The sequence below is a fragment of the Sanguibacter sp. Leaf3 genome (assembly GCF_001425965.1).
GTDB lineage: Bacteria > Actinomycetota > Actinomycetes > Actinomycetales > Cellulomonadaceae > Sanguibacter > Sanguibacter inulinus.
The window spans coordinates 134,177-159,160 of the sequence record NZ_LMRH01000004.1 but is presented as its reverse complement, the minus strand read 5'-3'; the positions used below and the strand labels follow the sequence as shown (position 1 = coordinate 159,160).

The window sequence follows — 24,984 nt, the reverse complement described above, 5'->3', positions numbered from 1 at the left end:
GCGCACCGTTCGGTAGGCTCGTGCTCACCCGTCACGGCGAAGGAGCACGACCCATGCGCACGAGCATCACCCTGGACCTTCCCCTGCCGACCGACGCCGCGGTCCGGCTGGTCAACGACCCCGAGTTCATCCGCCACAAGGCGGCGCAGGCCGGGTCGAAGGTGCTGACAGTCGACGTGACCTCGGGCACCGACGGCAGCTACACGTCGGCGGTCCGCAGGGTGATCCCGAGCGACCAGATCCCTGCGCAGGCGCGCTCCTTCGTGGGGTCCGAGCTCGAGATCCGCCAGACCGAGGCGTGGGCCGAGCCGACCGAGGGGGCCGACGGGCGTCGCTTCGGCACGGTCTCGGTCGAGATCACCGGCGCGCCTGTGCGCATGACGGGGTCGATCACCCTGGTGCCCGCTGCCGGAGGCTCGACCATGACCTACGAGGGCGAGATCAAGTCCCCGGTCCCGCTCTTCGGGGCGAGCATCGAGAAGGCTGCCGCCGAGGCCATCCGCCAGGCCCTCACAGCCGAGGCCGCGACGGCCTCCGACTGGATCGCGACCCACCCGCAGGACTGACTCGTCAGGCGGTCGACGACGACCGCCTCCCGGGAGCCAGGGCCGCCCTCTCGAGGGCGGCCCTCTCGTGCGTCTGGGCACCGTCCGAACCGGTCACCCGATAACGATTCAGCAACCTTCCACGCGGTCGGCAATGCTCTGACCTGCGACTATGCACTTTGGAGTGCCCGTGGAACCGCTCTCACCCCGACTGGGCATTGACGTGTGGGAGCGATCCCACCATGATCATCCGTGACGCATGGGAGCGTTCCCACAGGCGGGCTACCTCCTCCACATGCAGGTTCGACGGTCACCCCTCACCGGGGAGTCCGACAGTCCTTCACACGCACGGACGGCACCGCAGCCGGACCGTGGACAAAGGAGTCTTCACCTATGTTCAGCACCCCTCGTTCGCGTCGCCTCACCTCCGTGGTGGCCGGCGCCTCGATCATGGCGCTCGCGCTCTCGGCTTGCTCCAGCGACGACGAGGCCAGCGGCTCGTCGACCAACGCGGACGGCAAGATCGAGCTGACCGTCGCCACCTTCAACAACTTCGGCTACACCGACGAGCTCCTCGCGGAGTACACGGCCGCCAACCCGAACGTCGTCGTCAAGCAGACCAAGGCTGCCAAGACCGAAGACGCTCGCTCCAACCTCACGACGAAGCTCGCCGCCGGTGGTGACGGCCTCGCCGACATCGAGGGCATCGAGGTCGACTGGATGCCTGAGCTCGACATGGTCTCCTCGGCCTTCGCCGACCTGTCCGACCCTGAGGTCGAGGGTCGCTACGTCGACTGGAAGCTCAAGCAGGGCACGGCCTCGGACGGCACGCTCATCGGTCTCGGCACGGACATCGGCCCGGCCGGCATCTGCTACCGCTCCGACCTCTTCGAGGCCGCCGGTCTGCCGACCGACCGCGCCGCTGTCGCCGAGCTCCTCGGTGGCGAGGACGCCACCTGGGACGACTACTTCGCAGCGGGCAAGACCTTCACCGCAGCGAGCGACTCCGCCTGGTACGACTCGAGCAACGCGATCATGCAGGGCATGGTCGGCCAGGTCGAGGCAGCCTACGAGGACCCCTCCACGGGCGAGCCGAAGGACCTCGCGTCGAACACCGAGATCAAGGGCTTCTACGACTCGATCCTCGAGGTCGCCCCTGAGCTCTCGGCACACCTCGACCAGTGGAGCCCCGACTGGGACGCTGCGTTCCAGAACGCCGGCTTCGCGACGATGCTCTGCCCCGCCTGGATGACAGGTCCGGTCGAAGAGCGCGCGGGCGGCGTCGACGGCTGGGACGTCGCTGACGTCTTCCCCGGCGGCGGCGGCAACTGGGGCGGGTCCTTCCTGACCGTCCCGAAGTCCGGCAAGAACGTCGAAGAGGCCAAGAAGCTCGCTCTGTGGCTGACCGCCCCCGAGCAGCAGATCAAGGCCTTCGCCAACGCGGGCACCTTCCCGAGCCAGGTCGCGGCATACGACGACGAGACCCTCACCTCGGCGACGAACGACTTCTTCAACGACGCACCCGTCGGCGAGATCTTCATCAACCGCTCCAACGCCGTCAACCCGGTCCCGCCGTTCAAGGGCCAGAACTACTTCGCGATCAACCAGGCCGTCGGCGACGCCCTGAAGCGCGTCGACATCGAGCAGACCCAGAAGGCCGACGAGGCATGGGACCAGGCTCTGAGCGACTTCAGCAACCTGGGCTTCTGACCTCGCTGCACCACCGCGCCTGACCGCCGCGTCGGGCACGGCGCGCCCCACCCGGGGCGCGGCGTGCCCGACGCGGCACCGCCTCTGCTCATCCGCGCCCCGCTGCGGCGTCTGCCCGAAGGATCCTCATGGCTGTCCTGTCCCCACCCAAGCCCTCGACCGACGAGGAGCGCACACCCCGTCGGATCGCCTTCCGTCAGAAGCGCGGCAAGTGGGATGTGAAGCTCTCCCCGTACCTGTACATCTCTCCGTTCTTCGTCCTCTTCGCGATCACCGGTCTGTTCCCGCTGGTCTACACAGCGTGGGTCTCGGTCCACGACTGGAACCTGCTCATCGGGCAGGGCGAGATGGTGGGCCTGCAGAACTACGTGGACGTGCTCCACCAGCCGAACTTCTGGAAGGCGCTGCGCAACACCTTCTCGATCTTCCTGCTGTCCTCGGTGCCGCAGGTGATCATCGCGATCATCCTCGCCGCGCTGCTCGACGCGAACATCCGCGCGAAGACCTTCTGGCGCATGGGCGTGCTGCTCCCCTACGTGGTCGCCCCCGTCGCCGTCGGCCTGATCTTCGGTCGCCTCTTCGCCGACCAGTCCGGCACGATCAACGCGGTCCTGGACATCATCGGCGTCGACCCGGTCCGCTGGCACGCCGAGATCCTCCCCAGCCACTTCGCGATCGCCACGATGGTGAACTTCCGCTGGACCGGCTACAACACCCTCATCTTCCTCGCGGCCATGCAGGCCGTGCCGCGCGAGCTCTACGAGGCCGCGATCATCGACGGCGCCGGGCGCCTGCGCCAGTTCTTCTCGGTCACCGTGCCGCAGCTGCGCGCGACCATCATCTTCGTGGTCATCACCTCGACCATCGGCGGTCTGCAGATCTTCGACGAGCCGCGCATGTTCGACCCCTCCGGCATGGGTGGCGCGGACCGTCAGTGGATGACGCTCACCATGTACATCTACGAGCTCGGCTGGGGCAACCAGAAGAGCTTCGGCCGCGCCGCCGCGGTCGCATGGATCCTCTTCCTGCTCATCGTGGTGATCGGCATCCTCAACTTCCTCATCACCCGGCGGATCTCGTCCTCGGGCACCCGGGCGGTGGCCCGCGCGAAGAAGAAGTCGCTGCGCGAGGCACCCCCCACGCCCCCGGCACCGACAGCACCCCTCGCCCCCACGGGCGTCGGCGTGCCGGCCGCAGCCGACCCGACCACACAGTCAGACGACCTGCCCGACAACGGCACCACGACCACCGGGAGGACGCGATGAGCTCGGTCCCTGTCATCGCCCAGACCGCCGGCAAGGGCGCTGCTCGCAGCGCCGCCAAGCGGCGCCGCAACAAGGTCGGCGGAGCCGACCGCCGCCCCGGGTGGATCACGTACACGCTGCTCGGCATCGTGCTGCTCGTGTCCGTCTACCCGCTGCTCTACGTGTTCCTGCTCGGGTCCTCCGACCAGCTGACGATCTCGCAGAACCCGATCCCCAGCCTCATCCCGCAGGGCAACCTCTTCGAGAACTTCTCCCGCGTCTTCGAGTCGAACATCCCGCTCCTCAAGGGCTTCGTGAACTCGATGATCGTGGCCGTCCTGCAGTCGCTGTCGGTCGTGGTCTTCTCGACCCTCGCTGGCTACTCCTTCGCGAAGCTGCGCTTCCGCGGCCGTGGCCCGCTGCTCGTCTTCGTCATCGCGACCATGGCGATCCCGACCCAGCTCGGCATCGTCCCGCTGTTCATCGTCATGTCCGAGATCGGCTGGTCCGGCAAGCTCATCGCCGTGATCGTGCCCGGCATGGTGACAGCCTTCGGTGTGTTCTGGATGACCCAGTACCTCGAGAACGCCCTGCCCTTCGAGCTCATCGAGGCGGCCCGCATGGACGGCGCGTCGATGATCCGCACGTTCTGGCACGTCGCCATGCCGGCAGCCCGTCCCGCCGCGGCGATGCTCGCGCTCTTCACCTTCATCGGCAGCTGGACGGCGTTCTTCTGGCCGTTCATCATCCTCAACGGGTCCAACCCGACCCTGCCCATGGTGATCCAGCAGCTCCAGGCGAACTACTTCCAGGACTACTCGCTCATCATGGCCGGTGTGCTGCTCTCGACGCTGCCGCTGATCTTCGTCTTCCTCTTCGCGGGCCGCCAGCTGGTCGCCGGCATCATGCAAGGAGCTGTCAAGGGATGACCACCTCGACCCCCACCCCCGGCCAGACCGCGACCACCGCGCCCCTGGTCTTCCCCGAGGGCTTCGTCTGGGGCGCGGCGACAGCCGCGTTCCAGATCGAGGGCGCAGCGCACGAGGACGGCCGCAAGGACTCCATCTGGGACACCTTCTGCCGCGTGCCCGGCGCCGTGCTCGACGGCCACACCGGCGACGTCGCGTGCGACCACTACCACCGCTACGCCGACGACACCCGGCTCATGAAAGAGCTGAGCATCGGCGCGTACAGGTTCTCCTCGTCGTGGGCACGCGTGCGCCCCGACGGCGTCGCCGGTCCGGCCGGGGTCAACCAGAAGGGGCTCGACTTCTACTCGCGCCTCGTCGACTCCCTCCTCGAGCAGGACATCCTGCCGTGGATCACGCTGTACCACTGGGACCTCCCCCAGGCCCTCGAGGACAAGGGCGGCTGGACCAACCGCGACACCGCGTACCTCTTCGCCGAGTACGCCGTGACGATGCACGAGGCGCTCGGCGACCGCGTCGGCGTGTGGACCACGCTCAACGAGCCGTGGTGCTCCTCCTTCCTCAGCTACACCGCCGGGGTGCACGCACCGGGCCGTCAGTCGCGGCCCGACGGCCTCGCGGCAGCCCACCACCTGCTGCTCGGCCACGGCCTGGCCACGCAGGAGCTGCGCGCTCGTGCGCCCGAGGCGAACCTCGGTCTCACGCTCAACCTCACGGTCGCCGAGCCCGTCGACCCGACGAACCCTGACGACGTCGACGCCGCGCGCCGCATCGACGCGCAGTTCAACAGGGTGTTCGCCGACCCGATCTTCCACGGCGCCTACCCCGTCGACCTGCTCGAGGACCTCGACGAGCTCGGCCTGGCCGAGGGCTTCCTCGAGCACGTGCACGACGGCGACCTCGAGATCATCTCGACGCCGATCGACACCCTGGGCGTGAACTACTACCACGGCGAGAGCGTGTCGAAGACGCCTGCAGCACCGACCGAAGAGCTGCACGGCGACGCACCCGTCGCCCGTGAGACCTCGGCCCCGTGGCCTGCCGCCGACGGTGTCTTCTGGCACCCGACGGGCGCGCCCGTGACCGACATGGACTGGGAGATCCAGCCCGAGCTCCTCACCCGCCTGCTGGTGCGCATGCACGAGGAGTACACGGGGCCGAAGGGCATGCGCCTGTACGTGACCGAGAACGGCTGCGCCTACGACGACGTCGCCGGCCCGGACGAGCAGGTCGACGACCAGGACAGGCTCTCGTTCTACGACCTCCACCTGCGCGCGACGCACGAGGCTATCGCGCAGGGGGCCGACGTCGCGGGATACTTCGCATGGTCGCTGCTCGACAACTTCGAGTGGGCCTGGGGCTACAACAAGCGCTTCGGTATCGTCCGGGTGAACTATGAGACCCAGGAACGGACCGTCAAGGCGAGCGGTGCGTGGTACGGCGAGGTCGCCCGGACCAGCACAGTCCCGCCGCGCCGCGCCTGAGGCGCAGCGCACCACAGCACCGGGGCCCACGCCCCACGAGGAGATCCGATGAGCATGCAGGTCCCGACGCTCGAAGAGGTGGCCCTGGCCGCCGGGGTGTCACGCTCGACAGCATCACGAGCGATCAACGGCGGCTCACGGGTCTCCGCCGAGGCGCAGGCCGCCGTCGACGACGCCGTCGCCCGGCTCGGGTTCGTCCCGAACCGGGCGGCGAGGTCGCTCGTCACGCGCCGCACCAACTCTGTCGCGCTCGTCGTCCCCGAGCCCGACGAGAGATTCCTCAACGACCCGTTCTTCGCAGCGACGCTGCGCGGCATGAACTCTGTGCTGAAGAACTCCGACCTCCAGCTCGTGCTGCTCATCGCCAAGCTCGACGAGTCCGCCGGGCGGATCGCGCAGTACCTGCGCAACGGGCACGTCGACGGGGCGATCGTCGTCTCCCACCACCGCAAGGACGGCCTCGAGGGGGCCATCGAGGCCTCCAGGCTGCCCGCGGTGTTCGTCGGGCGCCCCTTCCACCCCTTCCCGGGTCTGCGCTGCGTCGACGTCGACAACGTCGGGGGCGGGAAGATCGCGACCGAGCACCTCGTCGCGCGCGGGTGCCGGCGCATCGCCCACATCGCCGGGCCGGGCGACATGACCGCGGGCGAAGACCGTCTCGAGGGCTTCCACGCGGCTCTGCGCGAGGCGGGCCTCGAGCCCGGCCCCGTGGTCCGCGGTGACTTCACGATCGCGACGGGGGCGTCGGCGATGGACCAGATCCTCGCCGAGGACCCCACCATCGACGCCGTCTTCGCGGCCTCCGACCTCATGGCCAGCGGCGCCCTCCAGTCGCTCGCCGCGCACGGGCGCCGGGTGCCCGAGGACGTGGCAGTCATCGGCTACGACGACCTCGGCGTCGCCGACGACACCGTCCCCGCCCTCACGACTGTCGCCAACCCCGTGGTCCGGATGGCACGCCTGGCGACCGAAGAGCTCCTCGTGACGCTCGGTGCGATCTCGGCGGAGGACCTCGCAGACCCGTCCGACACCGAGCTCCCACCCGTCGTGGACCCGACAGGCCGCTCCGTGCTCGCCCCCGTCCTGGTGCTGCGAGCCTCGAGCTGAGGTCCTCCGCTCCCCCGCCCGAGCACGCCCCCATCCCGGCACCCGCCCCGCGGCGGCAGGTGACCCGCGCGTGACGCCGGACGTCGGACGAGGATGCCGAGGTCGGAGCCGAGCCTGGCGCAGGCGCGCGCTGGAGGCCGAGACCCCGGCTCCCCAGGTAGGTTGGTCTGTGACGTGCCGCACAACGGTGCGTCGTCGACAGCGAGGAGACCACCGACGATGTCCACCCAGCAGACCGCCGCGACAGACCACGACACCGCAGCGAGCACCGACGACCTGACGGGCGACGCAGCCCGGACGGGGCGAGCGGCGCCGGCAGCGTCCGCAGAGTCCACGGCGACGAGCCACCCGAGCACGGCCCAGATCTCTGTCCCGTGGGCCAACGCCCTGGGGCAGCTCGCCGGAGCCGTCGAGATCCTCGGCTACGAAGAGGGCCTCCACGAGATGCTCGCGACCCCGCGACGCGAGATCAACGTGGCCGTCCCGCTGCGCCGCGACGACGGCAGGGTCGAGCTGTTCAAGGGTTTCAGGGTGCAGCACAACGTCTCGCGCGGGCCCGGCAAGGGCGGTCTGCGGTTCCACCCCAGCGTCGACGCCGACGAGGTGCGAGCCCTCGCGATGCTCATGACCTGGAAGTGTGCCGTCGTCGACCTGCCCTACGGCGGTGCCAAGGGCGGCGTCGGCATCGACCCCCAGCAGTACAGCGAGCGCGAGCTCGAGCGCGTCACCCGCCGCTACACGAGCGAGATCATGCCGATGATCGGCCCGGAGCGCGACATCATGGCCCCCGACATGGGGACCAACGAGCAGACCATGGCCTGGGTCATGGACACCTACTCGGTGAGCCAGGGCTACACGATCCCCGGGGTCGTGACAGGCAAGCCCCTCGCCGTCGGCGGCTCCCTGGGCCGGGCCACAGCCACCTCGCGCGGGGTCGTACACGTGACCATCTCCGCACTCGCCGAGGTCGGCGAGACGCTCACCGGCGCGACCGTCGCCATCCAGGGCTTCGGCAAGGTCGGTGCCCACGCCGCGTCGATCTTCGCGGAGGAGGGCGCCCGCGTGGTCGCGGTCAGCGACCAGTTCGGCGGGGTCCACAACGCTGCGGGCATCGACGTGCCGCGCCTGCTCGACCACGTGGCAGCGACAGGCTCGGTCGTGGGCTTCGACGGCGCCGACCCGCTCGGCAACGACGCGCTCCTCGCCCTCGAGGTCGACGTCCTCGTCCCTGCGGCCATCGACGGGGTGCTCGACTCCCGCACGGCGCCGTCGGTCCGCGCGAGGTTCGTCGTCGAGGGCGCCAACGGCCCCACGACCTCGGAGGCCGACGCGATCCTCGCCGAGAAGGGTGTCGTGGTCGTCCCCGACATCCTCGCCAACGCCGGCGGTGTGGTCGTCTCGTACTTCGAGTGGGTCCAGTCGAACCAGACCTACTGGTGGGACGCGAACGAGATCGAGCAGAAGCTGGCCGATCGCATGCACTCGGCCTTCCGCGAGGTCGCCGCGACCTCACGTGCGCAGGGCATCACGCTGCGCGACGCGGCACTGGTGATCGGCGTGCGGCGCGTCGCCGAGGCGCACCAGATCCGCGGCCTCTACCCCTGATCTCCGGCCGTCGCAGACCGACGCAGCCCTGCACCCCTCGCGTGAGGGGTGCAGGGCTGCGTCGATGTGGCCGGTGGGCCCAGTCGCCGAGCGGCTGCCTGTCTCTCAGTCGCCGAGCGGCTGCCTGTCTCTCAGTCGCCGAGCGGCTGCCTGTCTCTCAGTCGCCGAGCGGCTGGCGGTCAGCCCAGGCGTGCAGGTCGGTCCGCGGCCCTGTGAAGAAGGGCACCTCTTCACGCACGTGGTGGCGCGCCTCGGTCGCGCGGAGGTCGCGCATGAGGTCGACGATCCGTGCGAGGTCGGCCGCCTCGAAGGCGAGCAGCCACTCGTAGTCGCCGAGGGCGAAGGCCTGGACGGTGTTCGCCCTGACGTCCTTGTAGCCCGCCGCCGCGATGCCGTGGTCGCGCAGCATGGTCGCGCGCTCCGCGGCCGGCAGCAGGTACCACTCGTAAGACCTCACGAAGGGGTACACGCAGATGTACTTCTCCGGGGCCTCGTCCGCCATGAAGGCCGGGACGTGACCGCGGTTGAACTCGGCCGGGCGGTGCAGGCCGACGTTCGACCACACAGGCTCGAGGTGACGTCCCAGGTCGGAGGCGCGCAGGCGCTGGTAGGCCCCCTGGACGGACTCGATCGAGGGCCCGTGCCACCACACCATGAGGTCGGCGTCGGAGCGCAGGCCACCGACGTCGTACCAGCCGCGGATCGTCAGGTCGGTGTCGACCCCCGAGTCCGCGCCACCGACCGAGGCGAGGGCGGCGTCGACGATCTCGGCGCGCTCGGCGGCGTCGGTCGGGAGGGTCTGGACCGTCGAGAAGACCGACCACATCGTGTAGCGCACGGCCTCGTTGATGTCGTCCGTCGGGACGGTCTCGCCGGTGTCGGGACGGTGGTGCAGGTGCTGGTCGCTCATGGCGTGCTGGCTCTCTTCGTCGCGGGTCAGGAGTTCAGGGCTTCCGAGCACAGGGCGGGAACGCCGCTGTCCTCGCCGTCACGGCGACGGCAGCAGCCGGGCCGGCACACGGACCTGTAGGCGGGCAGGGTGCCGACGGTCTGCTGGACGATCTCGTCGCCGCGGGCCAGGGCGGCCCGCTCGAGGACGAGGTCGACCAGACCGGAGACGAAGGGCGCCCGGGTGCTCACGGTCCCGGCGCGCACGGCGGCGAGGCCGAGCTCGGCAGCCGTCGCGATCGCCTCGGTGTCGAGGTCGTAGGCGACCTCCATGTGGTCGGAGATGAACCCGATCGGCGAGATCACGACAGAGCGCACACCCGACTCGGCGAGCTCGCCGAGGTGGTCGTTGACGTCGGGCTCGAGCCACGGCTGGCTCGGCGGGCCGGAGCGCGAGCAGTACGCGAGCGTCCACTCGACGGGGTGGCCGAGGACCGTCGAGACCTCGGCGGCGACCACGGCGGCGAGGTCGAGGTGCTGCTGGGAGTACGTCGCGCCGGAGACTGCCGAGGCGGCCTCCATGGTGTCCGGGATCGAGTGCGTGACGAAGACGAGGCGGGCCTCGGCTGCGAGCTCGGCACCGTCCTTCTCGGCGAGCGCACGGTAGCCGTCCACGACGGCGTCGATGTTGGCCTGGGCGAAGCCGGGGTGGTTGAAGTACGAGCGCACCTTGTCGAACTGGACGCTGCGCGACCCCTCGGGGCCGAGGTCGCCCAGCCCGTCGAGTGTCACGGCGAGGTCTTCGCGGTACTGGCGGCAGCCGGAGTACGAGGAGTACGCGCTCGTGACGAGGGCGACGGCGCGCTGGACACCCATCTCCTTGAGCTGCTCGACGGCGTCGCGCGTGTACGGCTCCCAGTTGCGGTTGCCCCACACGACCGGCAGGTCGATGCCGCGAGCGGCGAGCTCGCCCTCGAGGGCCGCCTGGAGGGCGAGGTTCTGCTCGTTGATCGGGCTCTTGCCGCCGAAGCCGTAGTAGTGCTCGCCGACCTCTTCGAGGCGGGAGTCGGGGATCCCCTTGCCGGCGGTGACGTTGCGGAGGAAGGGGACGACGTCTTCGGGCTTGTTGGGGCCTCCGAAGGAGTACAGCAGGAGGGCGTCGTAGGGCAGCTGGGGGCCGCGGGTGGTCTCGGCAGCCGTGCCGGGAGCAGCCTCGGTGTCTGGGGTGAGGGCCATGTGAGCCATCTTCGCACCGCTGGAGAACCCCGCCACCGCGAGGGTCGGGCTGCGCGGTGTGAGTTTGACACGACAGAACGTCAGGTCGTCTGAGAGCCTGCCGCCGGGCGCGCTGGTGGGTAGCGGCAGTCCTGGTCCTCGTCGTGCGGGGTGACGAGAGCGTGCGCGGCGTGGTGCAGCAGAGCGCTCACGTCGGCGAGGTCGAGGACCACCTGCTGGCAGTGGCCGCACCTGTGGAGATGGCTGTCGTACCGCTCTTCCGACGCCGGCGCGAGCACGCCGCAGGGGCGCAGGTCGATGCGCGGGACCATCCAGGCGCAGCCTGGCGCCGTCGACGGCGCCTCGACGATCTCGGCGAGCCACCGGGTCCGCAGCTCGACCTCGGCGACCCTCTGGAGCGCGTACAGCTCGTCGCCGTGGACACCGGCCATGAGGGCGACCGAGCCTGTCGGCTCGTCCTCGACGACCCTGTACCAGAGCACCGTGCGGGACTGCGCCGACAGAGCGCCGAAGGCACGGACGACGAGCGGGACGTCCGGGTGCAGGTCCCAGGAGCTCTCCGCGAAGAGCCTGCGGTAGAGGTGGAGGCGGAACGGTCCGTCGACGTCGCAGCCTGCCGAGATCTCGAGGAGGACGTCGGCGAAGGCGCGGTTCACGGCGGACTCGGAGGGGCCGTCCGGCTGCGACCACCGGCCTGCGAAGTCGTAGGCGGCCTGCCGGTGACGTCGCCAGAGCTCGAGGAAGGCGTCGACGTCTCCGGTGCTGACGTCCTCGACGAGAGCGGCGTCGGCCGGGCCCGCCGAGCCCGCGGCGAGGTCGGTGTCGGTGTCTGTCGGGACATCGGTGAACATCTGAGACCCCTCCTGCGGCGAGCACCCCCTGCGACGCCGTGCGTCGATCATCCCAGGTGCCGGGCCGGTCGCGCAGAGGGGAACCCGCAGCGGGTCCGACGACGGGCTCCCGGAGTGGTCTCTCTCGCGACGACCTCAGGTCCGCCGTCGGCCTGATGCCGCGGCTGCTCGGGGGTCCGGTCCTCGCCGGACGACATCCGGTGCCGAGACGCTGAGAGGCAGATCACTCTCGACTGCGTTTGTCAGGAGGGTGGACAAACCCTGAAGTCTCGTTAGGCTCGACCTCGTGACCACTGCTGACCACCTCGGGCTCGTCCCTGCTCCAGTCCGTGCCGAGCCCGGCTCCGGAGCCCCGTTCGTGGCCCGAGAGGGCATCGTCATCACCGTCGACGAGGCCCTGCGACCAGCCGCCCGCTGGTGGGCCGGGGTCGTCTCCGCGGCGCACGGGGTCGAGACCGTGCTGGCGGGGTCGGCGGACCCTGCTGCGGGTGCGGGCGGAGCCCGGTGGTCCCGCGCGACCTTCCGGTTCGCGCCTGCGCCCGCGGCTGGCTCAGCAGAGCAAGCAGGGACAGGGCCGGCAGCGCCGAGAACCGGCGGCTACAGGCTCCGCGTGAGCGGGTCCGAGGTCGACGTCGAGGCCGACGACCTGCCCGGCGCCTTCGCGGCCGCCCAGACCCTGCGCCAGCTCGCCGGCCCTGACGCCTTCAGGCGTGCGCCGCTGCGCACCGACCGCAGCGGGCTGACGCTCCCGGCCGTCGAGGTCTCCGACTCCCCTCGTTTCGCCTGGCGCGGGATGCTGCTCGACGTGGCCCGGCACTTCATGCCCGTGCACGACGTGCTGCGCCTCGTCGAGCTCGCCGCCGCCCACAAGCTCAACGTGCTCCAGCTGCACCTGACCGACGACCAGGGCTGGCGCATGCAGGTGCTGCGCTACCCCCTGCTCACGGCGGTCGGGGGGTGGCGCACCGAGACGGGGGTGGGCACCTGGCGCAGCGACCGCACCGACGGGCAGCCGCACGGCGGCTGGTACACGCAGGACGACCTGCGCGAGATCGTCGCCTACGCCCGCGAGCGCGGGGTCGTCGTCGTGCCCGAGATCGACGTCCCAGGTCACGTCGAGGCGGCCGTGGCCGCCTACCCCGAGCTCGGCACCCGCAAGCAGCCGCACACGGTCCGCACCACCTGGGGGGTGAGCACCGAGGTGCTCGACCCCTCCGACGAGACCCTCGAGTTCTTCAGGCACGTGCTCGACGAGGTCCTCGACGTCTTCGACTCCCCCTGGGTCGCCCTCGGCGGTGACGAGGTCCCGACCACCCTGTGGCTCGAGAACCCGGCCATCGTCGAGCGGGCCGCCGCGCTCGGCCTGCCCGACGCGCGCCACCTGCACGGGTGGTTCGTCGACAGGCTGTGCGAGCACGTGATCGCCGCCGGACGTCGCCCCGTCGTGTGGGACGAGGCCTTCACGCCGACGCTCCCCGTCGAGACCGTCGTGACGGCGTGGCGCGGCATCAGCGTGGGTGCCGCGGCGATCGAGGCCGGGCACGACGTGGTCATGGCCCCCGAGCAGGTGGTGTACCTGGACCACCGGGCGGGCGAGCACCCCGACGAGCCGACGCCCGTGGGGTTCGTCCGGACCGTCGCCGACGTCTACGCCTTCGACCCGCTGCCGGGCGCCGTGCGCACCGCGCACCCGGGCCTGGACGACGCGCCCGGGCGGCTCGTGGGTGTGCAGGCCCAGGTGTGGACCGAGCACCTCGACTCTCCCCGACGGGTCGACTTCGCGACCTTCCCCAGGCTCGCGGCCTTCGCGGAGGTCGCCTGGTCGCCCGAGGCGGACCGCGCACCCGGGTCGCCAGCCTCCGAGGCGTTCCTCGAGAGGCTGCGGACCGTGCACCTGCCGCGCCTGGACGCGGCAGGTGTCGAGTACCGCCCGCTCGACGGCCCCTTGCCCTGGCAGGCTCGGCCTGGCGCCCCCGGCTTCCCGCGCGACCTCGCGGCGGAGATGGCCGCTGCGGGGTGGGACGGCGCTGGCGGCTGGCACGAGGGCGACTCGCAGGACGACGTACGCGAGGCGGCACTGTCGGCGACTCCCGCGACTCCCGCGACTCCCGCGACTCCCGCGACTCCCGCGACTCCCGCGACTCCCGCGACTGACGGTCTCGCATGACGGCCAGCGGTGTCGAGACCGTCGTCCACGGCGTCCGCCTGCCGGACGCCTCGTCGACGACAGGGCTGACCGAGCCCGTCGACCTGCACCTCGGCTGCCGGGTGATCGAGGTGTCGCCGGCCGGTCGCCGGCCGACGGGCGTCGACGTGCTCGACGGTGACGGTCGTGTCGCCCTGCCCGGGCTGGTCGACGCGCACGTGCACGGCGAGGCAGCCGTGCTCGACCCCGAGGTGCAGCACGCGATGCTGCGCCAGGGGGTGACGAGCATCGTCGTCGGGCAGGACGGGGTGTCCTTCGCGCCCTCGCACGTGACCGGCGCTGAATCCTCGCGGTCAGCCGGCGCAGCGCTCTCCCACGCAACCGGTACCGGTGCCGGCACCGACCGCATCCCGGCCCGGCACCCGTCCTCGTCCTCGAACGCAGACCTGGATGCGACCACGTGGGCGGGCCGGTACTTCTCCGCGATCAACGGCGAGCACCCGACCTTCCGCGGCGGCGGCGTCGCCGACCTCCTCGCGACCTACGACGGCACCACCCCGGTCAACGTCGCCTACCTCGTCCCGCACGGCACGCTGCGCTACGCCCTGCTCGGCGACAGCGACAGGCCCGCGACCCGCGCCGAGCGCGACCTGCTCGTCGCGGCCCTCGTCGACGGGCTCGACGCCGGTGCTGTCGGCATGTCGACGGGCCTCGAGTACGTCCCGGCCGCCTACGCAGACCGCGAGGAGCTGGTCGCGCTGGCCCGGGTGCTCGCCGGTCGCGGGCTCCCTCACGTGAGCCACATGCGCGGGTACGAGGACAGGGCGGGCGCTGCGATGGCCGAGCTCGTCTCGATCGCCGCCGAGACCGGCGTCGCCACCCACGTCTCGCACTACCACGGACCGGCCGCTGAGCTCGCGGGCTACGTCGACAACGCCCTCGCCTCAGGCCTCGACGTCAGCTTCGACTCCTACCCGTACCTGCGCGGTGCGTCGATCCTCTCGATGGTCGCGCTGCCGACCTGGCTGCCGATCGCCGACCCGGAGCGGACCGTCGCTGCGCTGCGCGACCCTGCGGTGCTGGCCCGCCTGCGCACCGAGCACCTGCCGGGGCTCGTCGACCTGTGGCCCCGCGTGACGATGGCCTCGGTGCCGGGCGAGCACGTGTGGGCAGAGGGGCTGTCCCTCGTCGACGTCGCGCGGCGCCTCGGCCTCTCCCCCGCGGACACCGCCGTCGAGCTCCTGGTCAGCACAGGGCTGCGGGCCGGGTGCGTCTTCGCCCAGCCACCGACCAACTCGGCAGCCTCGGTCCTCGCGCTCTCGACGCACCCTGCTCAGATGGGCGGCTCGGACGCCATCTACGCCGGTGGGCGCCCGCACCCGCGCGGCTGGGGTGCCTTCGCCCGGATGCTCGCCCAGGTGCGCTCGGGCGACTGGACGTGGTCGGAGGCGCAGCACCACCTGTCGACGGCCGCTGCACGTCGCTTCGGGCTCGCCGGGCGCGGGTCGCTCGAGGTCGGGTCGGTCGCCGACGTGGCCCTGGTCGACCCCGGGACCGTCCGGGACCTCGCGACCTACGACGAGCCGCGACGGCTGGCGACGGGTGTCACCGACGTCGTCGTCGCGGGACGGCGGGTGCTCGCCGACGGCGAGCTCACAGGACTCACCCCCGGCCGGTCGCTCCGGCCGTCGACCGCGCCCACGACCGTGACCGCGCCCGCGCCCGCGCCCGCGCCCGCATCAGCGCACCGCACAGGAGGACGAGCATGAGCGATCAGGACGGCACAGCGAGCACGACCACCCACGGCCTGGAGGGTGCCGCCACAGGCACTGCCGAGACCCGTGGGACCGCGCACGGACACGAGCACGGGCGCGGGCGCAGCAGCGACACCGTCGGTCCGCGGACCAAGGGGCTCGCGCTCGGTGCACCGGTGACCCTCGCGGAGGTGACAGCAGACCTCCCGTCGACCACAGGTGACACCTTCGGCTGGCCGCTGCTCACCCTCGACGAGGCGGCCCTCGAGCACAACCTCACCACGATGGCCGAGGTCTGCCGGGCCGCCGGGGTGCTGCACGCACCCCACGTGAAGACGACGATGTCGCGGCAGGTCTTCGCGCGGCAGCAGGCCCACGGTGCCTGGGGTGCGACAGTCGCCAACCCCGCCCAGCTGCACACCGTCGTCGACTGGGGTGTGCGCAGGGTGTTCCTCGCCAACGAGATGGTCGACCCCCGCGAGACCCGCCGGCTGCGGACCCTCGTCGAGACGTCGGACCCTCTCGACCCTCTCGAGGTGTGGCTCTACGTCGACTCCGCCTACGGTGTGCGGCTGCTCGCGACGGCCTTCGCCGACGCCGCACCCGAGGTCCGCGAGCGGGTCGGCGTGCTCCTCGAGGTCGGGGTCGCCGGCGGCAGGACCGGCACCCGCGGACCCGAGCAGGCCCTCGACCTCGCCCGGTCTGTCGTGGGTGCTGGCCTGCGGCTGGTCGGCGTCGCCGGGTACGAGGGGTCTGCCGCCTCGGGCACCACCCCAGACGACCTCGCCCGCGTCGCGGCGTACTGCAGGTCCTTGCGCGAGGTCGCCGGGCTCTTCGTCGAGGCGGGCCTGGTCGGGCAGGACGGCTCCCCCGTCGTGGTCTCCGCAGGGGGCAGCTCCTTCCTCGACGTCGTGGTCGCCGAGCTGCCCGGACCCCTCGACGGCCCCGACGGCCGGACGACACCTGTCGACGTCCTCGTGCGCTCGGGCGCCTACGTCACGCACGACCACGGCTTCTGCGAGCGCATGGACCCCTGGCGGCGCATCCCCGGCGCCGTCCCGATGCGGGCAGCGGCGACGGTCTGGGCCCAGGTGCTCTCGGCTCCTGAGCCAGGGCTCGTCGTGCTCGGCGCGGGTCGGCGCGACCTCGCCTACGACCTCGACCTCCCGGTCGCCCTGTCGGTGCGCCGCGCGGACGACGACGGTGTGCTCGCGTCGCCCGAGCCTCTCGTCGGTGCGCGCGTGACAGGGCTCAACGACCAGCACCTGTTCCTCGCCGTCGACGACCTCGCGCCCGGCACGCCTGCGCTGGGACCCGGCGACGTGGTCGGGCTCGGGATCTCCCACCCGTGCACGCTCTTCGACAAGTGGCGGGTCGCGGCGGTCGTCGACGCCGAGGACCGGGTCGTCGAGCTGGTCACCACAGACTTCTGAGCCGGAGGGCCTGCTCCGCGCCCGGCCCCTGCCCTGTCGCTGTCCACCCCGCACCCCCGCACCCCCGCACCCCCGCACCCCCGCACCCCCGCACCCCCGCACCCNCCACCCCGCACCCCCGCACCCCCGCACCCCCGCACCCCCGCACCCCGAGGAGTCTCCATGACCACCGCCGCAGCCAAGACCCCCATCAGCACCCCGCACGCCCCGGCGCCCGCGCACACCTTCCACCAGGGGGTCCGCAAGGGCCCGTTCGTCCAGGTGTCGGGGCAGGGCCCCGTCGACCCCGAGACCGGCGAGTACCTGTTCCCGGGCGACGTCGCCGCGCAGACCGCCCGGACCCTCGAGAACGTCCGGGCGATCGTCGAGGCGTCGGGAGCAAGCTTCGACGACGTCGTCATGCTGCGCGTCTACCTCACGACGCGTGACGACTTCGCCGCGATGAACGAGGCCTACGGAGCCTTCGTCGCGCAGCACTGCCCCTCAGGCGTCCTGCCCAGCCGCACGACGGTGATGACAGGCCTGCCGCGCGAGGAGATGCTCGTCGAGATCGACGCCTTCGCGATCACCGACTGACGTCGCAGCCTCGGTCGCGGCGTCGCCCGGCCAGCAGACGCGACACTGCGGGCACGGTCGTGCCGAACCCGGTCTTGTCGAGCACGGTCCTGCCGAGCCCGGTCCTGCCGAGCCCGGTCCTGCCGAGCCCGGTCCTGCCGAGCACAGTCGCGCTAGCTCGTCGCCGTCAGGCACGACGTGGCTCCGCACCGACCAGGCTCAGCGTTTCGGCCACGCCCAGCGCGGGCTGTCGAGCGGGCCCTCCCGGCCGTCGACGAGCGTCTCACCGACCGACTTCACGAGGTGCACCCGCTCGACGCTCGGCTGCCAGCGCTGACTCCGGCGCTCGTCGTCGAGCGCGTCGAGGAGGATCTGCGAGTGCGTCACGAGGATGGTCTGAGTCCGCTCGGCGCTCGAGAGCACGAGGCGCGCGAGGGCGGGCAGCAGGTCCGGGTGCAGGCTCGTCTCGGGCTCGTTGAGGACCAGCAGCTCGGGCGGTCGCGGTGACCCGAGGGCTGCGAGCAGCAGCAGGTAGCGCAGCGTCCCGTCCGAGAGCTCGGCCGTCGACAGCGGGCGGAGCAGGCCGGGCTGGTGCAGCGCGAGACGGAAGAGCCCCGCGTCGGAGGTCACCTGGAGCTCGGAGCCCGGGAAGGCGTCGTCGACAGCCCGTTCGAGCTCTCCGTCGGCAGACATCCACTGGATGGTCGCGAGAGCCGCAGCGAGGTCCGCCCCGTCGTCGGCCAGGACGGGCGTCTGCGTGCCGATGTGCGCTGCGCGGGCCGGTGCGTGCGGGTCAGTCCGGAACTGGTCGTAGAACCGCCAGTCCCGCAGGTCGCGGCGCACCCGGAGCATCTCCGGGGCACCGGTGTCGTCGACGAACTCGTCGATCATCGACTCCGAGGTCCGTAGGTTGCGGCTCGACTCCGTCCACCGGCCCGCGTCGTCGCGGGTCCGCACGTGCCCTCGGCGCCGCTCCGCCTGGAGGGTCGCGGGGCGCAGCACGCCGCCCGACCAGACCGTCTCGGTCTTGATCTCCGGGTCGAGGGCGAAGGGCGAGTCCTGGCTGGTCTGCGGCAGACCCAGGTCGATCGCGTACCCGAGGTCAGGTCCGCTGAAGCCCAGGCGCAGCGCGACAGGACCGGTCCGGCGCGTCCCCTCGGTGATCCCGCCCGGCCGCGTGCCGTGCTGCGGGCCCGCCCACAGGGTCGAGGGCAGTCCGCCCTCGGCAGCCAGCGCACCGACCACGCGCCCCTGCCCGCACGCGGCGAGCAGCCTGAGCGCCCTGAAGAAGTTCGACTTGCCGCTCCCGTTGGCCCCGGTGACCACGGTCAGCTGCCCGAGGTCGACCACGAGGTCGCGCAGCGTGCGGTAGCCCTCGACGGCGACAGTCTGGATCATGGGCCGAGCCTACGAGGAGGCGGTGACACCCGGACTTGCGTCGGTCTGCGCCCGTCAGCGCCGTCAACGCCGTCAGTGCCGTCAGCGCCGTCAACGCCTTCAACGCCGTCAGCGCCGTCAGCGCCCGAGGCGACGTTCGCGCCGTCAGCGCCCGAGGCGACGTTCGCGCCGTCAGCGCCCGAGGCGACGTTCGCGCTGGGAGTAGGCGCGCAGCGCGCGGAGGTAGTCGACCCTGCGGAAGTCGGGCCAGTAGGCCTCGCAGAAGTAGAACTCCGAGTGGGCCGACTGCCACAGCAAGAACCCGCCGAGGCGCTGCTCGCCCGAGGTGCGGATGACCAGCTCCGGGTCGGGCTGGCCGCGGGTGTAGAGGTGCTGGCCGATGTGGTCGACGTCGATCGCGGCCGCGACCTCGTCGAGGGTGTCCCCGGCGGCGGCCCGCTCGGTGAGGAAGGCACGGACCGCGTCGGCGATCTCGTGGCGTCCGCCGTAGCCGATCGCGACGTTGACCTGAAGCCCTTCGACGTCGTCCGTCTGTGCCTGGGCGGCGCGCAGACGCTCGGCGAAGGCCTCGGGCAGCAGGTCGAGCCTGCCCACCACGCGCAGGCGCCAGCGCCGGCTGCGGGACAGGGCGTCGACCGAGTCGCCGATGATCCCGAGCAGGGCGTCGAGCTCTTCGGCACCGCGGGACAGGTTGTCCGTCGAGAGCATCCACAGGGTGACGACCTCGATGCCGAGCTCTTCGCTCCAGCCGAGGAACTCTTCGATGCGGTCGGCGCCGCGGCGGTGGCCGTGGGCCGCGGGCTCGCCGAAGGACTTGGCCCAGCGACGGTTGCCGTCGAGGATCACGCCGACGTGGCGCGGGAGCGGCTGCGAGGAGAGTGCTGCGGCGACGCGTCGTTCGTAGAGCCCGTAGAGCAGGTGGGGCATGCGCACGCGGATTCCTCCGGGAGAGACAGGACAGTGTTTCCACGGTACCGGAGGCGGTGGTGGGAGATGCGCAGCGTCGGCGAAGATGTCTTCACAGGACGCCCGTCCCACGGCGGCTAACCTACGGCAGCGTAGGTTAGGGTCGGGGATGTCCGGACGGGCACCTGCAGCACCCCCTGCTCGTCCGCCTGCCCGTCCGCCGAGAACCCCGGAGCACCCCGCTCCGTGCGCCCGCCCGAGCAGCGCCGCGAGCACCGACGACCACCAGGAGCCCCTCATGGCCAAGACCTCCCCGGCCGACGCACCCGGCCCGTCCACCGAGCCCGACGGCCCGCTCGAGCGTGTCGCCGACGCGGCCGAGGCCGTCGTCGACGCCATCAAGCCGCGGCTGCGCGGATGGATCCACGCCGGCATGTTCCCCGTGGCGCTGGTCGCCAGCATCGTCCTCGTCGTGCTCGCCCCGCCCGTCGCCGGCAAGGTGGCGACGGCGATCTTCGGGTTCACCGCGATCTTGCTCTTCGGCACCTCGGCGGTCTACCACCGCGGGACCTGGTCCCCCCGGGTGCACGCCGCGCTGCGCCGGGCAGACCACTCGAACATCTTCCTCATCATCGCCGGGACGTGCACGCCCCTCGCGGTCCTGCTGCTGCCGAAGGCCTCGGCGATCACGCTGCTCGTCACCGTGTGGGCCGGGGCTCTGCTCGGGCTAGCCGCGCGGATGATCTGGATCGGCGCGCCGCGCTGGGTCTACGTGCCCGTCTACATCGCGCTCGGCTGGGTGGCCGTCTTCTACATGCCCCAGTTCGCCAGCAACGGCAGCCCGGCGATCGTGTGGCTCGTGGCCGTCGGCGGCCTCGCGTACAGCGTCGGAGCGCTCGTCTACGGCCTCAAGCGCCCCAACCCGAGCCCGCAGTGGTTCGGCTTCCACGAGATCTTCCACGTGCTCACCGTGGTCGGCTACGGCTGCCACTACGCAGCGATCCTCGTCGCCGTCCTCATCGTCCGCTGACCCCCGGGTCACGCGACCCGCCCGACCCACCGTCCGCACACCCCGGTCCCACCACTACCCGTACCCACCGCGCACCGCCCACCGCGCCCCAGGTCGCACGCTCTGCCGCGAGGTCGTCTGGACACTCCAGATCTGGGGCTGAGGACGGTCGATCCGGCGTGTCTGTACGACCTCGTTGACCACCGGACGACCTCGTGTGCGGGCAGGCGACCTCGTCGTCACGCGTGCGACCTCGTGGGCGGGCAGGCGGCTCGCCGGCTGGCTCCCACCCGCCGGGGAGTCCTAGCCGCCGGGTCAGGCCTGCTGCGGCGGGTCGACCGGGACCGTCGTGTAGCGGCGGTTCGCCAGCGAGGGGTTGCGGTCACGCTCGACGGCCACGCCGTCGGGGTCGACGTCTGCAGTCCGGTACGCCGGGGTGTCACCGAGCTCGATCGCGACCGAGCCGTCGGGACCCACCAGCAGCGAGTGCCCGGAGACCCCCTTGCCAGCCTGGCCCACGGCCACCACGGCGCTGACGTTCTCGATCGCGCGGGCCTGCGCGAGGATCCGCCACTGCTCGACCTTGCCGCGCCCCGCTGCCCACGCCGCCGGGACGACGAGCACCTGCGCGCCAGCGTCGACAAGACGGCGGGCGCTCTCGGGGAACCGCAGGTCGTAGCAGGTCATCACGCCGACCTGCAGACCGGCGACGGTCACGACCAGGGGCGCCGCCTCCGGGTCGCCCGCCGCAAGACGGTCGGACTCACGGTGACCGAAGGCGTCGTACAGGTGCACCTTGCGGTACGTCCCGACGACCTCGCCGCCACGGACCACGACGACGACGTTGCCAGGCAGACCACCGTCGGTCGCCGCGAGCACCATCCCGGCCACGACGGTCAGCAGACCACCTGCGGCGGCCTCACCCTCGCCCCGGGTGGCGGCCCCGCCGGCTCGAGCAGGGGCGACCTGCCGGGCGGTGAGCTCGCGCAGCATGCTGACGAAGGGCCCGTCGAGAGTCTCGGCGTGCTCGACGCCTACCCCGGCCGGGTCGTACCCGCTCGCGTACTCAGGCAGGACGAGCAGGTCGCTCGACACCCGCAGCGCCTCGGCGACAGCGTGCCGCACGACCACGAGGTTGGCGGAGTGGTCCCCGCTCACCTCGGTCTGCGCGATGGTGACGCGCACGTCAGCCCCGGTCGGTGCGCTGGTCGGAGCTGATCCTGTCGTCGAAGACCGCCGAGGCCTGCGGGTCGGCGCCCTGGGAGTGGTTCACCTTGCGCAGCTTGCGGGTCATCGAGAGCATCAGCAGGATCGCGGCGACAGCCACCACGAAGATCGCGAGGAACCCGGCGAGCCCGGGCGAGACGTCCGTGACCTCGAGGTCGGGGCGCATCGTCGGGATCCCCGGCGTGGTCGAGGTGGTGGCGGGCTCAGGGTCCGTCGTGGTCGACGCCGTGACCGCTGCGGAGGACGCCGGGGCGTACCCGAGGGCAGCCGCCTCGACGGGGTCGACCACGGTGAGCGTGCCTGCGGCGAGCGTCATCAGTGCGTCTCCTCGTGCGTGCGGATCCCGGCGAACAGGTCGTCCTCGGGCAGCGTCGTGGCCACGCGCGACTCGGCGAGCTCGTACTCCTCGAAGGGCCACTCGTCGAGCTCGAGGTCACGCGGGACCGCGAAGAAGAAGCCGTCGGGGTCGATCTGCGTGGCGTGCGCGCGCAGCGCGGCGTCGCGGGCGTCGAAGTAGTCCGCGACGGGGACGCGGGTGGTCACCTCGCGCTCGGGGATCTCGCGGGCGGCACGGGACTCGACCCACTCGCCGAAGGGCGACTCGAGCCCGGCCCCGAGCATCGCCTCGTGGACGGCACGGATGCGGGCCATCGAGAAGCCGTGGTTGTAGTAGAGCTTGAGCGGCGTCCAGGGCTCGCCGCGCCCGCGGTAGCGCTCGGCGTCCCCCGCGGTGTCGAAGGCCTCCTTCGACACCCTGTGGCACATGATGTGGTCAGGGTGGGGGTAGCCGCCGGTCGGGTCGTAGGTGGTGATCACGTGCGGCCTGAACTCCCGGACCAGCTCGACGAGCGGCGCGGCGGCCTCCTCGAGCGGCGTCAGCGCGAAGCAGCCCTCGGGCAGGGGCGGCAGCGGGTCGCCCTCGGGCAGACCCGAGTCGACGAAGCCCAGCCAGCGGTGCTGGACCCCGAGAGCCCGGGCGGCCTCGGCCATCTCGACCGTGCGGACCTCACGCATCTCGTCGAGGTCGGTGATCTCGCGCCCGTAGCTCGGGTTGAGGATGCTCCCTCGTTCCCCGCCGGTGCAGCTGACGACCAGCACCTCGACGCCCTCCGCGGCGTAGCGCGCCGTGGTGGCTGCTCCCTTGCTCGACTCGTCGTCGGGGTGAGCATGCACGGCCATGAGCCGCAACGGTGCTGTGGTCACCGCGTCCTCCTAGGGTTCGCCTGTGTGTGCCTGAGTGCGTGTGTGTGCCTGAGTGCGTGCGCGCGACCGTGCGCGTGCAGACGCACCCGTGGATTTCGGCTGTGCGCCGTTCGCGACAATAATCGACAACGACCATGATCCCATCGATGACCGACACCGACCGCCCGAGGGGGCCTCGACGTCGTCACACCGACCGCACCACCGACGCCGGAGAGGCGCACCCGTGACCGAGCACCCGAGCACCCGACCGGACGACGCGCGCCGTCACGACTCCCCCACCGAGCCGACCGCAGCGGCTGGTCCCGCCGACAGCGCGACCTCGGCCCAGGACGCCGGCCTCCAGGCCGAGGGCGGCCTCGGCTCCCCGCGCGATGCAGCGCCCACCCGACCGGCCGGCTCTGCCCGACCGGCCGGCTCGACCCGACCGGTCCGGCTCACCGACGACGAGGCCTCCGGCACCGCCGCGGGCTCGGCAGCGCCCGTCGCCTCGGGCCGCTACGACACGCGCCGCGGGATCAGCAGGACCACGCAGGTCCGCCTGGCCGTCGCCGCCGTGACCGTCGCGGTCCTCTCGATCGCCTGGGTGACGATGGGCCCGACGGCCAGCACTGTCCGCGGCAAGGACTTCGGGTACTCGGTGAAGGGGCCCGAGGCCGTCGACATCACCTTCGACGTCGCCAAGCCCAAGGACTCGACAGTCGTGTGCACGGTCGAGGCGCTCAACGAGAACTACGCGCAGGTAGGCACCAAAGAGGTGACGATCGGCCCCGCGGAGGTCTCCGAGGCCCGCTACACCACGACCATCGCGACGACCGAGCTCGCGGTGACCGCCGTGGTCGACGAGTGCGTGCTGGTCGACTGACCCTCGGCGAGCCGGTCGGCTGGCTGACCCGTCCCGCCTGACCGGCTGATCATCCGTCCCCGCCGGTCCGATGCCGTGCCCGGTTCTTCTGCATTGCTATACTGACGGATTCAGACGCTGACCCGGCTCGTGCCGATCGTGCTCAGGCGCACTGAAGCCGGGAGCCACTGACGTCACCAGCTGACGCAGACGATCGACGGGTCCCTGCCCACGTGCACGCTGTGCCGACAGGCCCGCGCCTGGGCAACCCACCACTCGAGTCATCGCGGCCGCGCACCACGCGTCCGTGACAAGGAAGGAGCGACCTGTGGCAGAGAACGACGTCACCTGGCTGACCCAGGAGGCACACGACCGACTCCAGGCTGAGCTCGCGCACCTGACGGGTGAGGGCCGCACGGACATCACCGACCGCATCGCGGCAGCCCGCGACGAGGGCGACCTCAAGGAGAACGGCGGCTACCACGCGGCACGCGAGGAGCAGGCCAAGAACGAGGCCCGCATCCGCGAGCTCACGGAGAAGCTGCGGTCTGTGCGCATCGGCACCCCGCCCGACGACGGCGTCGTCGAGCAGGGCATGGTCGTGACCGCCGAGGTCGCCGGAGACGAGATGGTGTTCCTGCTCGGCTCGCGCGAGATCGCCGACACGACGGACATCGACGTCTACTCCGAGAAGTCGCCGCTCGGCGCCGCGATCCTCGGCAAGAAGGTCGGCGAGACCGCCTCGTACACGGCGCCCAACGGCAAGGACATCGCGGTCTCGATCAAGGACGCCAAGCCGTACAGCGGCTGACTCCTTCGGTGACCGAGCCCGTCGACGGCTCGGTCACCGAGGACCAGGGCAGCAGCCAGGCACCCGCCAGACGACAGGAGGGGCCGCACCGGACGGTGCGGC

The 24,984-nt window shown here is 71.6% G+C and carries 22 protein-coding genes; 14 read left to right on the top strand and 8 right to left on the bottom strand.

Going from position 1 to position 24,984, the window contains the following annotated elements; genetic code table 11:
- The first annotated feature begins 53 nt into the window (after positions 1 to 53).
- The 7 genes from ASG53_RS18200 to ASG53_RS18170 all read left to right on the top strand — a co-directional run bounded on the left by ASG53_RS18200 (position 54) and on the right by ASG53_RS18170 (position 8,624).
- The gene (locus ASG53_RS18200; protein ID WP_056136720.1) at positions 54 to 566 is read left to right on the top strand and encodes a DUF2505 domain-containing protein; all 513 of its coding nucleotides are present in this window, start codon (positions 54 to 56) and stop codon (positions 564 to 566) included.
- Positions 567 to 938: 372 nt separating this feature from the next.
- Entirely contained in the window at positions 939 to 2,255 is a 1,317-nt protein-coding gene (locus ASG53_RS18195) for an ABC transporter substrate-binding protein (RefSeq protein WP_056136718.1), read from the top strand.
- A gap of 128 nt (positions 2,256 to 2,383) precedes the next feature.
- Positions 2,384 to 3,520, top strand: a complete 1,137-nt coding sequence (locus ASG53_RS18190; RefSeq protein ID WP_056136716.1) for a carbohydrate ABC transporter permease — start codon at positions 2,384 to 2,386, stop codon at positions 3,518 to 3,520.
- Positions 3,517 to 4,428 carry a carbohydrate ABC transporter permease gene (locus ASG53_RS18185; protein WP_056136714.1) on the top strand — a complete coding sequence of 304 codons (912 nt, stop codon included), beginning with the start codon at positions 3,517 to 3,519 and terminating at the stop codon, positions 4,426 to 4,428. Before ASG53_RS18190 ends, ASG53_RS18185 begins: the two co-directional genes overlap by 4 nt.
- Positions 4,425 to 5,912 (top strand): GH1 family beta-glucosidase, encoded by a 1,488-nt coding sequence (locus ASG53_RS18180; protein ID WP_056136712.1) that lies wholly within the window; start codon positions 4,425 to 4,427, stop codon positions 5,910 to 5,912. The genes ASG53_RS18185 and ASG53_RS18180 overlap by 4 nt, the downstream gene beginning before the upstream one ends.
- Positions 5,913 to 5,960: 48 nt before the next feature.
- Positions 5,961 to 7,019, top strand: coding sequence for a LacI family DNA-binding transcriptional regulator (locus tag ASG53_RS18175; protein ID WP_056136710.1), 1,059 nt, complete (start codon positions 5,961 to 5,963; stop codon positions 7,017 to 7,019).
- A gap of 219 nt (positions 7,020 to 7,238) precedes the next feature.
- The gene (locus ASG53_RS18170) at positions 7,239 to 8,624 is read left to right on the top strand and encodes a Glu/Leu/Phe/Val family dehydrogenase (protein WP_082544208.1); all 1,386 of its coding nucleotides are present in this window, start codon (positions 7,239 to 7,241) and stop codon (positions 8,622 to 8,624) included.
- 157 nt (positions 8,625 to 8,781) lie between these two features.
- Here ASG53_RS18170 and hemQ read toward each other — a convergent pair whose 3' ends face one another.
- The 3 genes from hemQ to ASG53_RS18155 all read right to left on the bottom strand — a co-directional run bounded on the left by hemQ (position 8,782) and on the right by ASG53_RS18155 (position 11,599).
- Positions 8,782 to 9,534 (bottom strand): hydrogen peroxide-dependent heme synthase, encoded by a 753-nt coding sequence (gene hemQ, locus ASG53_RS18165; protein WP_056137127.1) that lies wholly within the window; start codon positions 9,532 to 9,534, stop codon positions 8,782 to 8,784.
- Between the two features lie 26 nt (positions 9,535 to 9,560).
- Entirely contained in the window at positions 9,561 to 10,748 is a 1,188-nt protein-coding gene (locus tag ASG53_RS18160) for a ferrochelatase (RefSeq protein ID WP_082544253.1), read from the bottom strand.
- An 80-nt stretch (positions 10,749 to 10,828) separates the two neighbouring features.
- Complete coding sequence (locus tag ASG53_RS18155) at positions 10,829 to 11,599, bottom strand: hypothetical protein (protein ID WP_056136708.1); 771 nt, start codon at positions 11,597 to 11,599, stop codon at positions 10,829 to 10,831.
- Between the two features lie 286 nt (positions 11,600 to 11,885).
- Here ASG53_RS18155 and ASG53_RS18150 point away from each other — a divergent pair, with 286 nt between their 5' ends.
- The 4 genes from ASG53_RS18150 (at position 11,886) to ASG53_RS18135 (ending at position 17,508) form a co-directional block, all read left to right on the top strand.
- Positions 11,886 to 13,766: a beta-N-acetylhexosaminidase gene (locus ASG53_RS18150; RefSeq protein WP_082544207.1), complete on the top strand. Its 1,881-nt coding sequence runs from the start codon at positions 11,886 to 11,888 to the stop codon at positions 13,764 to 13,766.
- Positions 13,763 to 15,514 (top strand): N-acyl-D-amino-acid deacylase family protein, encoded by a 1,752-nt coding sequence (locus ASG53_RS18145; protein ID WP_082544206.1) that lies wholly within the window; start codon positions 13,763 to 13,765, stop codon positions 15,512 to 15,514. Before ASG53_RS18150 ends, ASG53_RS18145 begins: the two co-directional genes overlap by 4 nt.
- Entirely contained in the window at positions 15,511 to 16,932 is a 1,422-nt protein-coding gene (locus ASG53_RS18140; RefSeq protein ID WP_082544205.1) for an alanine racemase, read from the top strand. Before ASG53_RS18145 ends, ASG53_RS18140 begins: the two co-directional genes overlap by 4 nt.
- 162 nt (positions 16,933 to 17,094) lie before the next feature.
- Positions 17,095 to 17,508 carry a RidA family protein gene (locus tag ASG53_RS18135; RefSeq protein WP_056136706.1) on the top strand — a complete coding sequence of 138 codons (414 nt, stop codon included), beginning with the start codon at positions 17,095 to 17,097 and terminating at the stop codon, positions 17,506 to 17,508.
- A 198-nt stretch (positions 17,509 to 17,706) separates the two neighbouring features.
- Here the strand turns inward: ASG53_RS18135 and ASG53_RS18130 are convergent, their stop codons facing one another.
- Both ASG53_RS18130 and ASG53_RS18125 read right to left on the bottom strand, forming a co-directional pair.
- The gene (locus tag ASG53_RS18130) at positions 17,707 to 18,885 is read right to left on the bottom strand and encodes an AAA family ATPase (protein ID WP_056136704.1); all 1,179 of its coding nucleotides are present in this window, start codon (positions 18,883 to 18,885) and stop codon (positions 17,707 to 17,709) included.
- A 171-nt stretch (positions 18,886 to 19,056) separates the two neighbouring features.
- Complete coding sequence (locus tag ASG53_RS18125) at positions 19,057 to 19,818, bottom strand: isoprenyl transferase (protein WP_056136702.1); 762 nt, start codon at positions 19,816 to 19,818, stop codon at positions 19,057 to 19,059.
- 271 nt (positions 19,819 to 20,089) lie between these two features.
- Here ASG53_RS18125 and trhA point away from each other — a divergent pair, with 271 nt between their 5' ends.
- Positions 20,090 to 20,821 carry a PAQR family membrane homeostasis protein TrhA gene (gene trhA / locus ASG53_RS18120; protein WP_056136699.1) on the top strand — a complete coding sequence of 244 codons (732 nt, stop codon included), beginning with the start codon at positions 20,090 to 20,092 and terminating at the stop codon, positions 20,819 to 20,821.
- Positions 20,822 to 21,115: 294 nt separating this feature from the next.
- Here trhA and ASG53_RS18115 read toward each other — a convergent pair whose 3' ends face one another.
- Genes ASG53_RS18115 through mca form a run of 3 tightly spaced genes read right to left on the bottom strand, consistent with a single transcriptional unit; the run spans position 21,116 to position 23,230 of the window.
- Positions 21,116 to 21,985, bottom strand: coding sequence for a nitrilase-related carbon-nitrogen hydrolase (locus tag ASG53_RS18115; RefSeq protein WP_056136697.1), 870 nt, complete (start codon positions 21,983 to 21,985; stop codon positions 21,116 to 21,118).
- Position 21,986: 1 nt separating this feature from the next.
- Positions 21,987 to 22,343 carry a hypothetical protein gene (locus ASG53_RS18110; RefSeq protein WP_056136695.1) on the bottom strand — a complete coding sequence of 119 codons (357 nt, stop codon included), beginning with the start codon at positions 22,341 to 22,343 and terminating at the stop codon, positions 21,987 to 21,989.
- Positions 22,343 to 23,230 (bottom strand): mycothiol conjugate amidase Mca, encoded by an 888-nt coding sequence (gene mca, locus ASG53_RS18105; protein ID WP_056136693.1) that lies wholly within the window; start codon positions 23,228 to 23,230, stop codon positions 22,343 to 22,345. The genes ASG53_RS18110 and mca overlap by 1 nt, the downstream gene beginning before the upstream one ends.
- Positions 23,231 to 23,453: 223 nt before the next feature.
- Between mca and ASG53_RS20465 the strand changes: the two genes are divergently transcribed.
- Entirely contained in the window at positions 23,454 to 24,092 is a 639-nt protein-coding gene (locus ASG53_RS20465) for a DUF4307 domain-containing protein (RefSeq protein ID WP_056136690.1), read from the top strand.
- 307 nt (positions 24,093 to 24,399) lie between these two features.
- Entirely contained in the window at positions 24,400 to 24,882 is a 483-nt protein-coding gene (greA, locus tag ASG53_RS18095) for a transcription elongation factor GreA (protein ID WP_056136687.1), read from the top strand.
- The last annotated feature ends 102 nt before the right edge of the window (positions 24,883 to 24,984 follow it).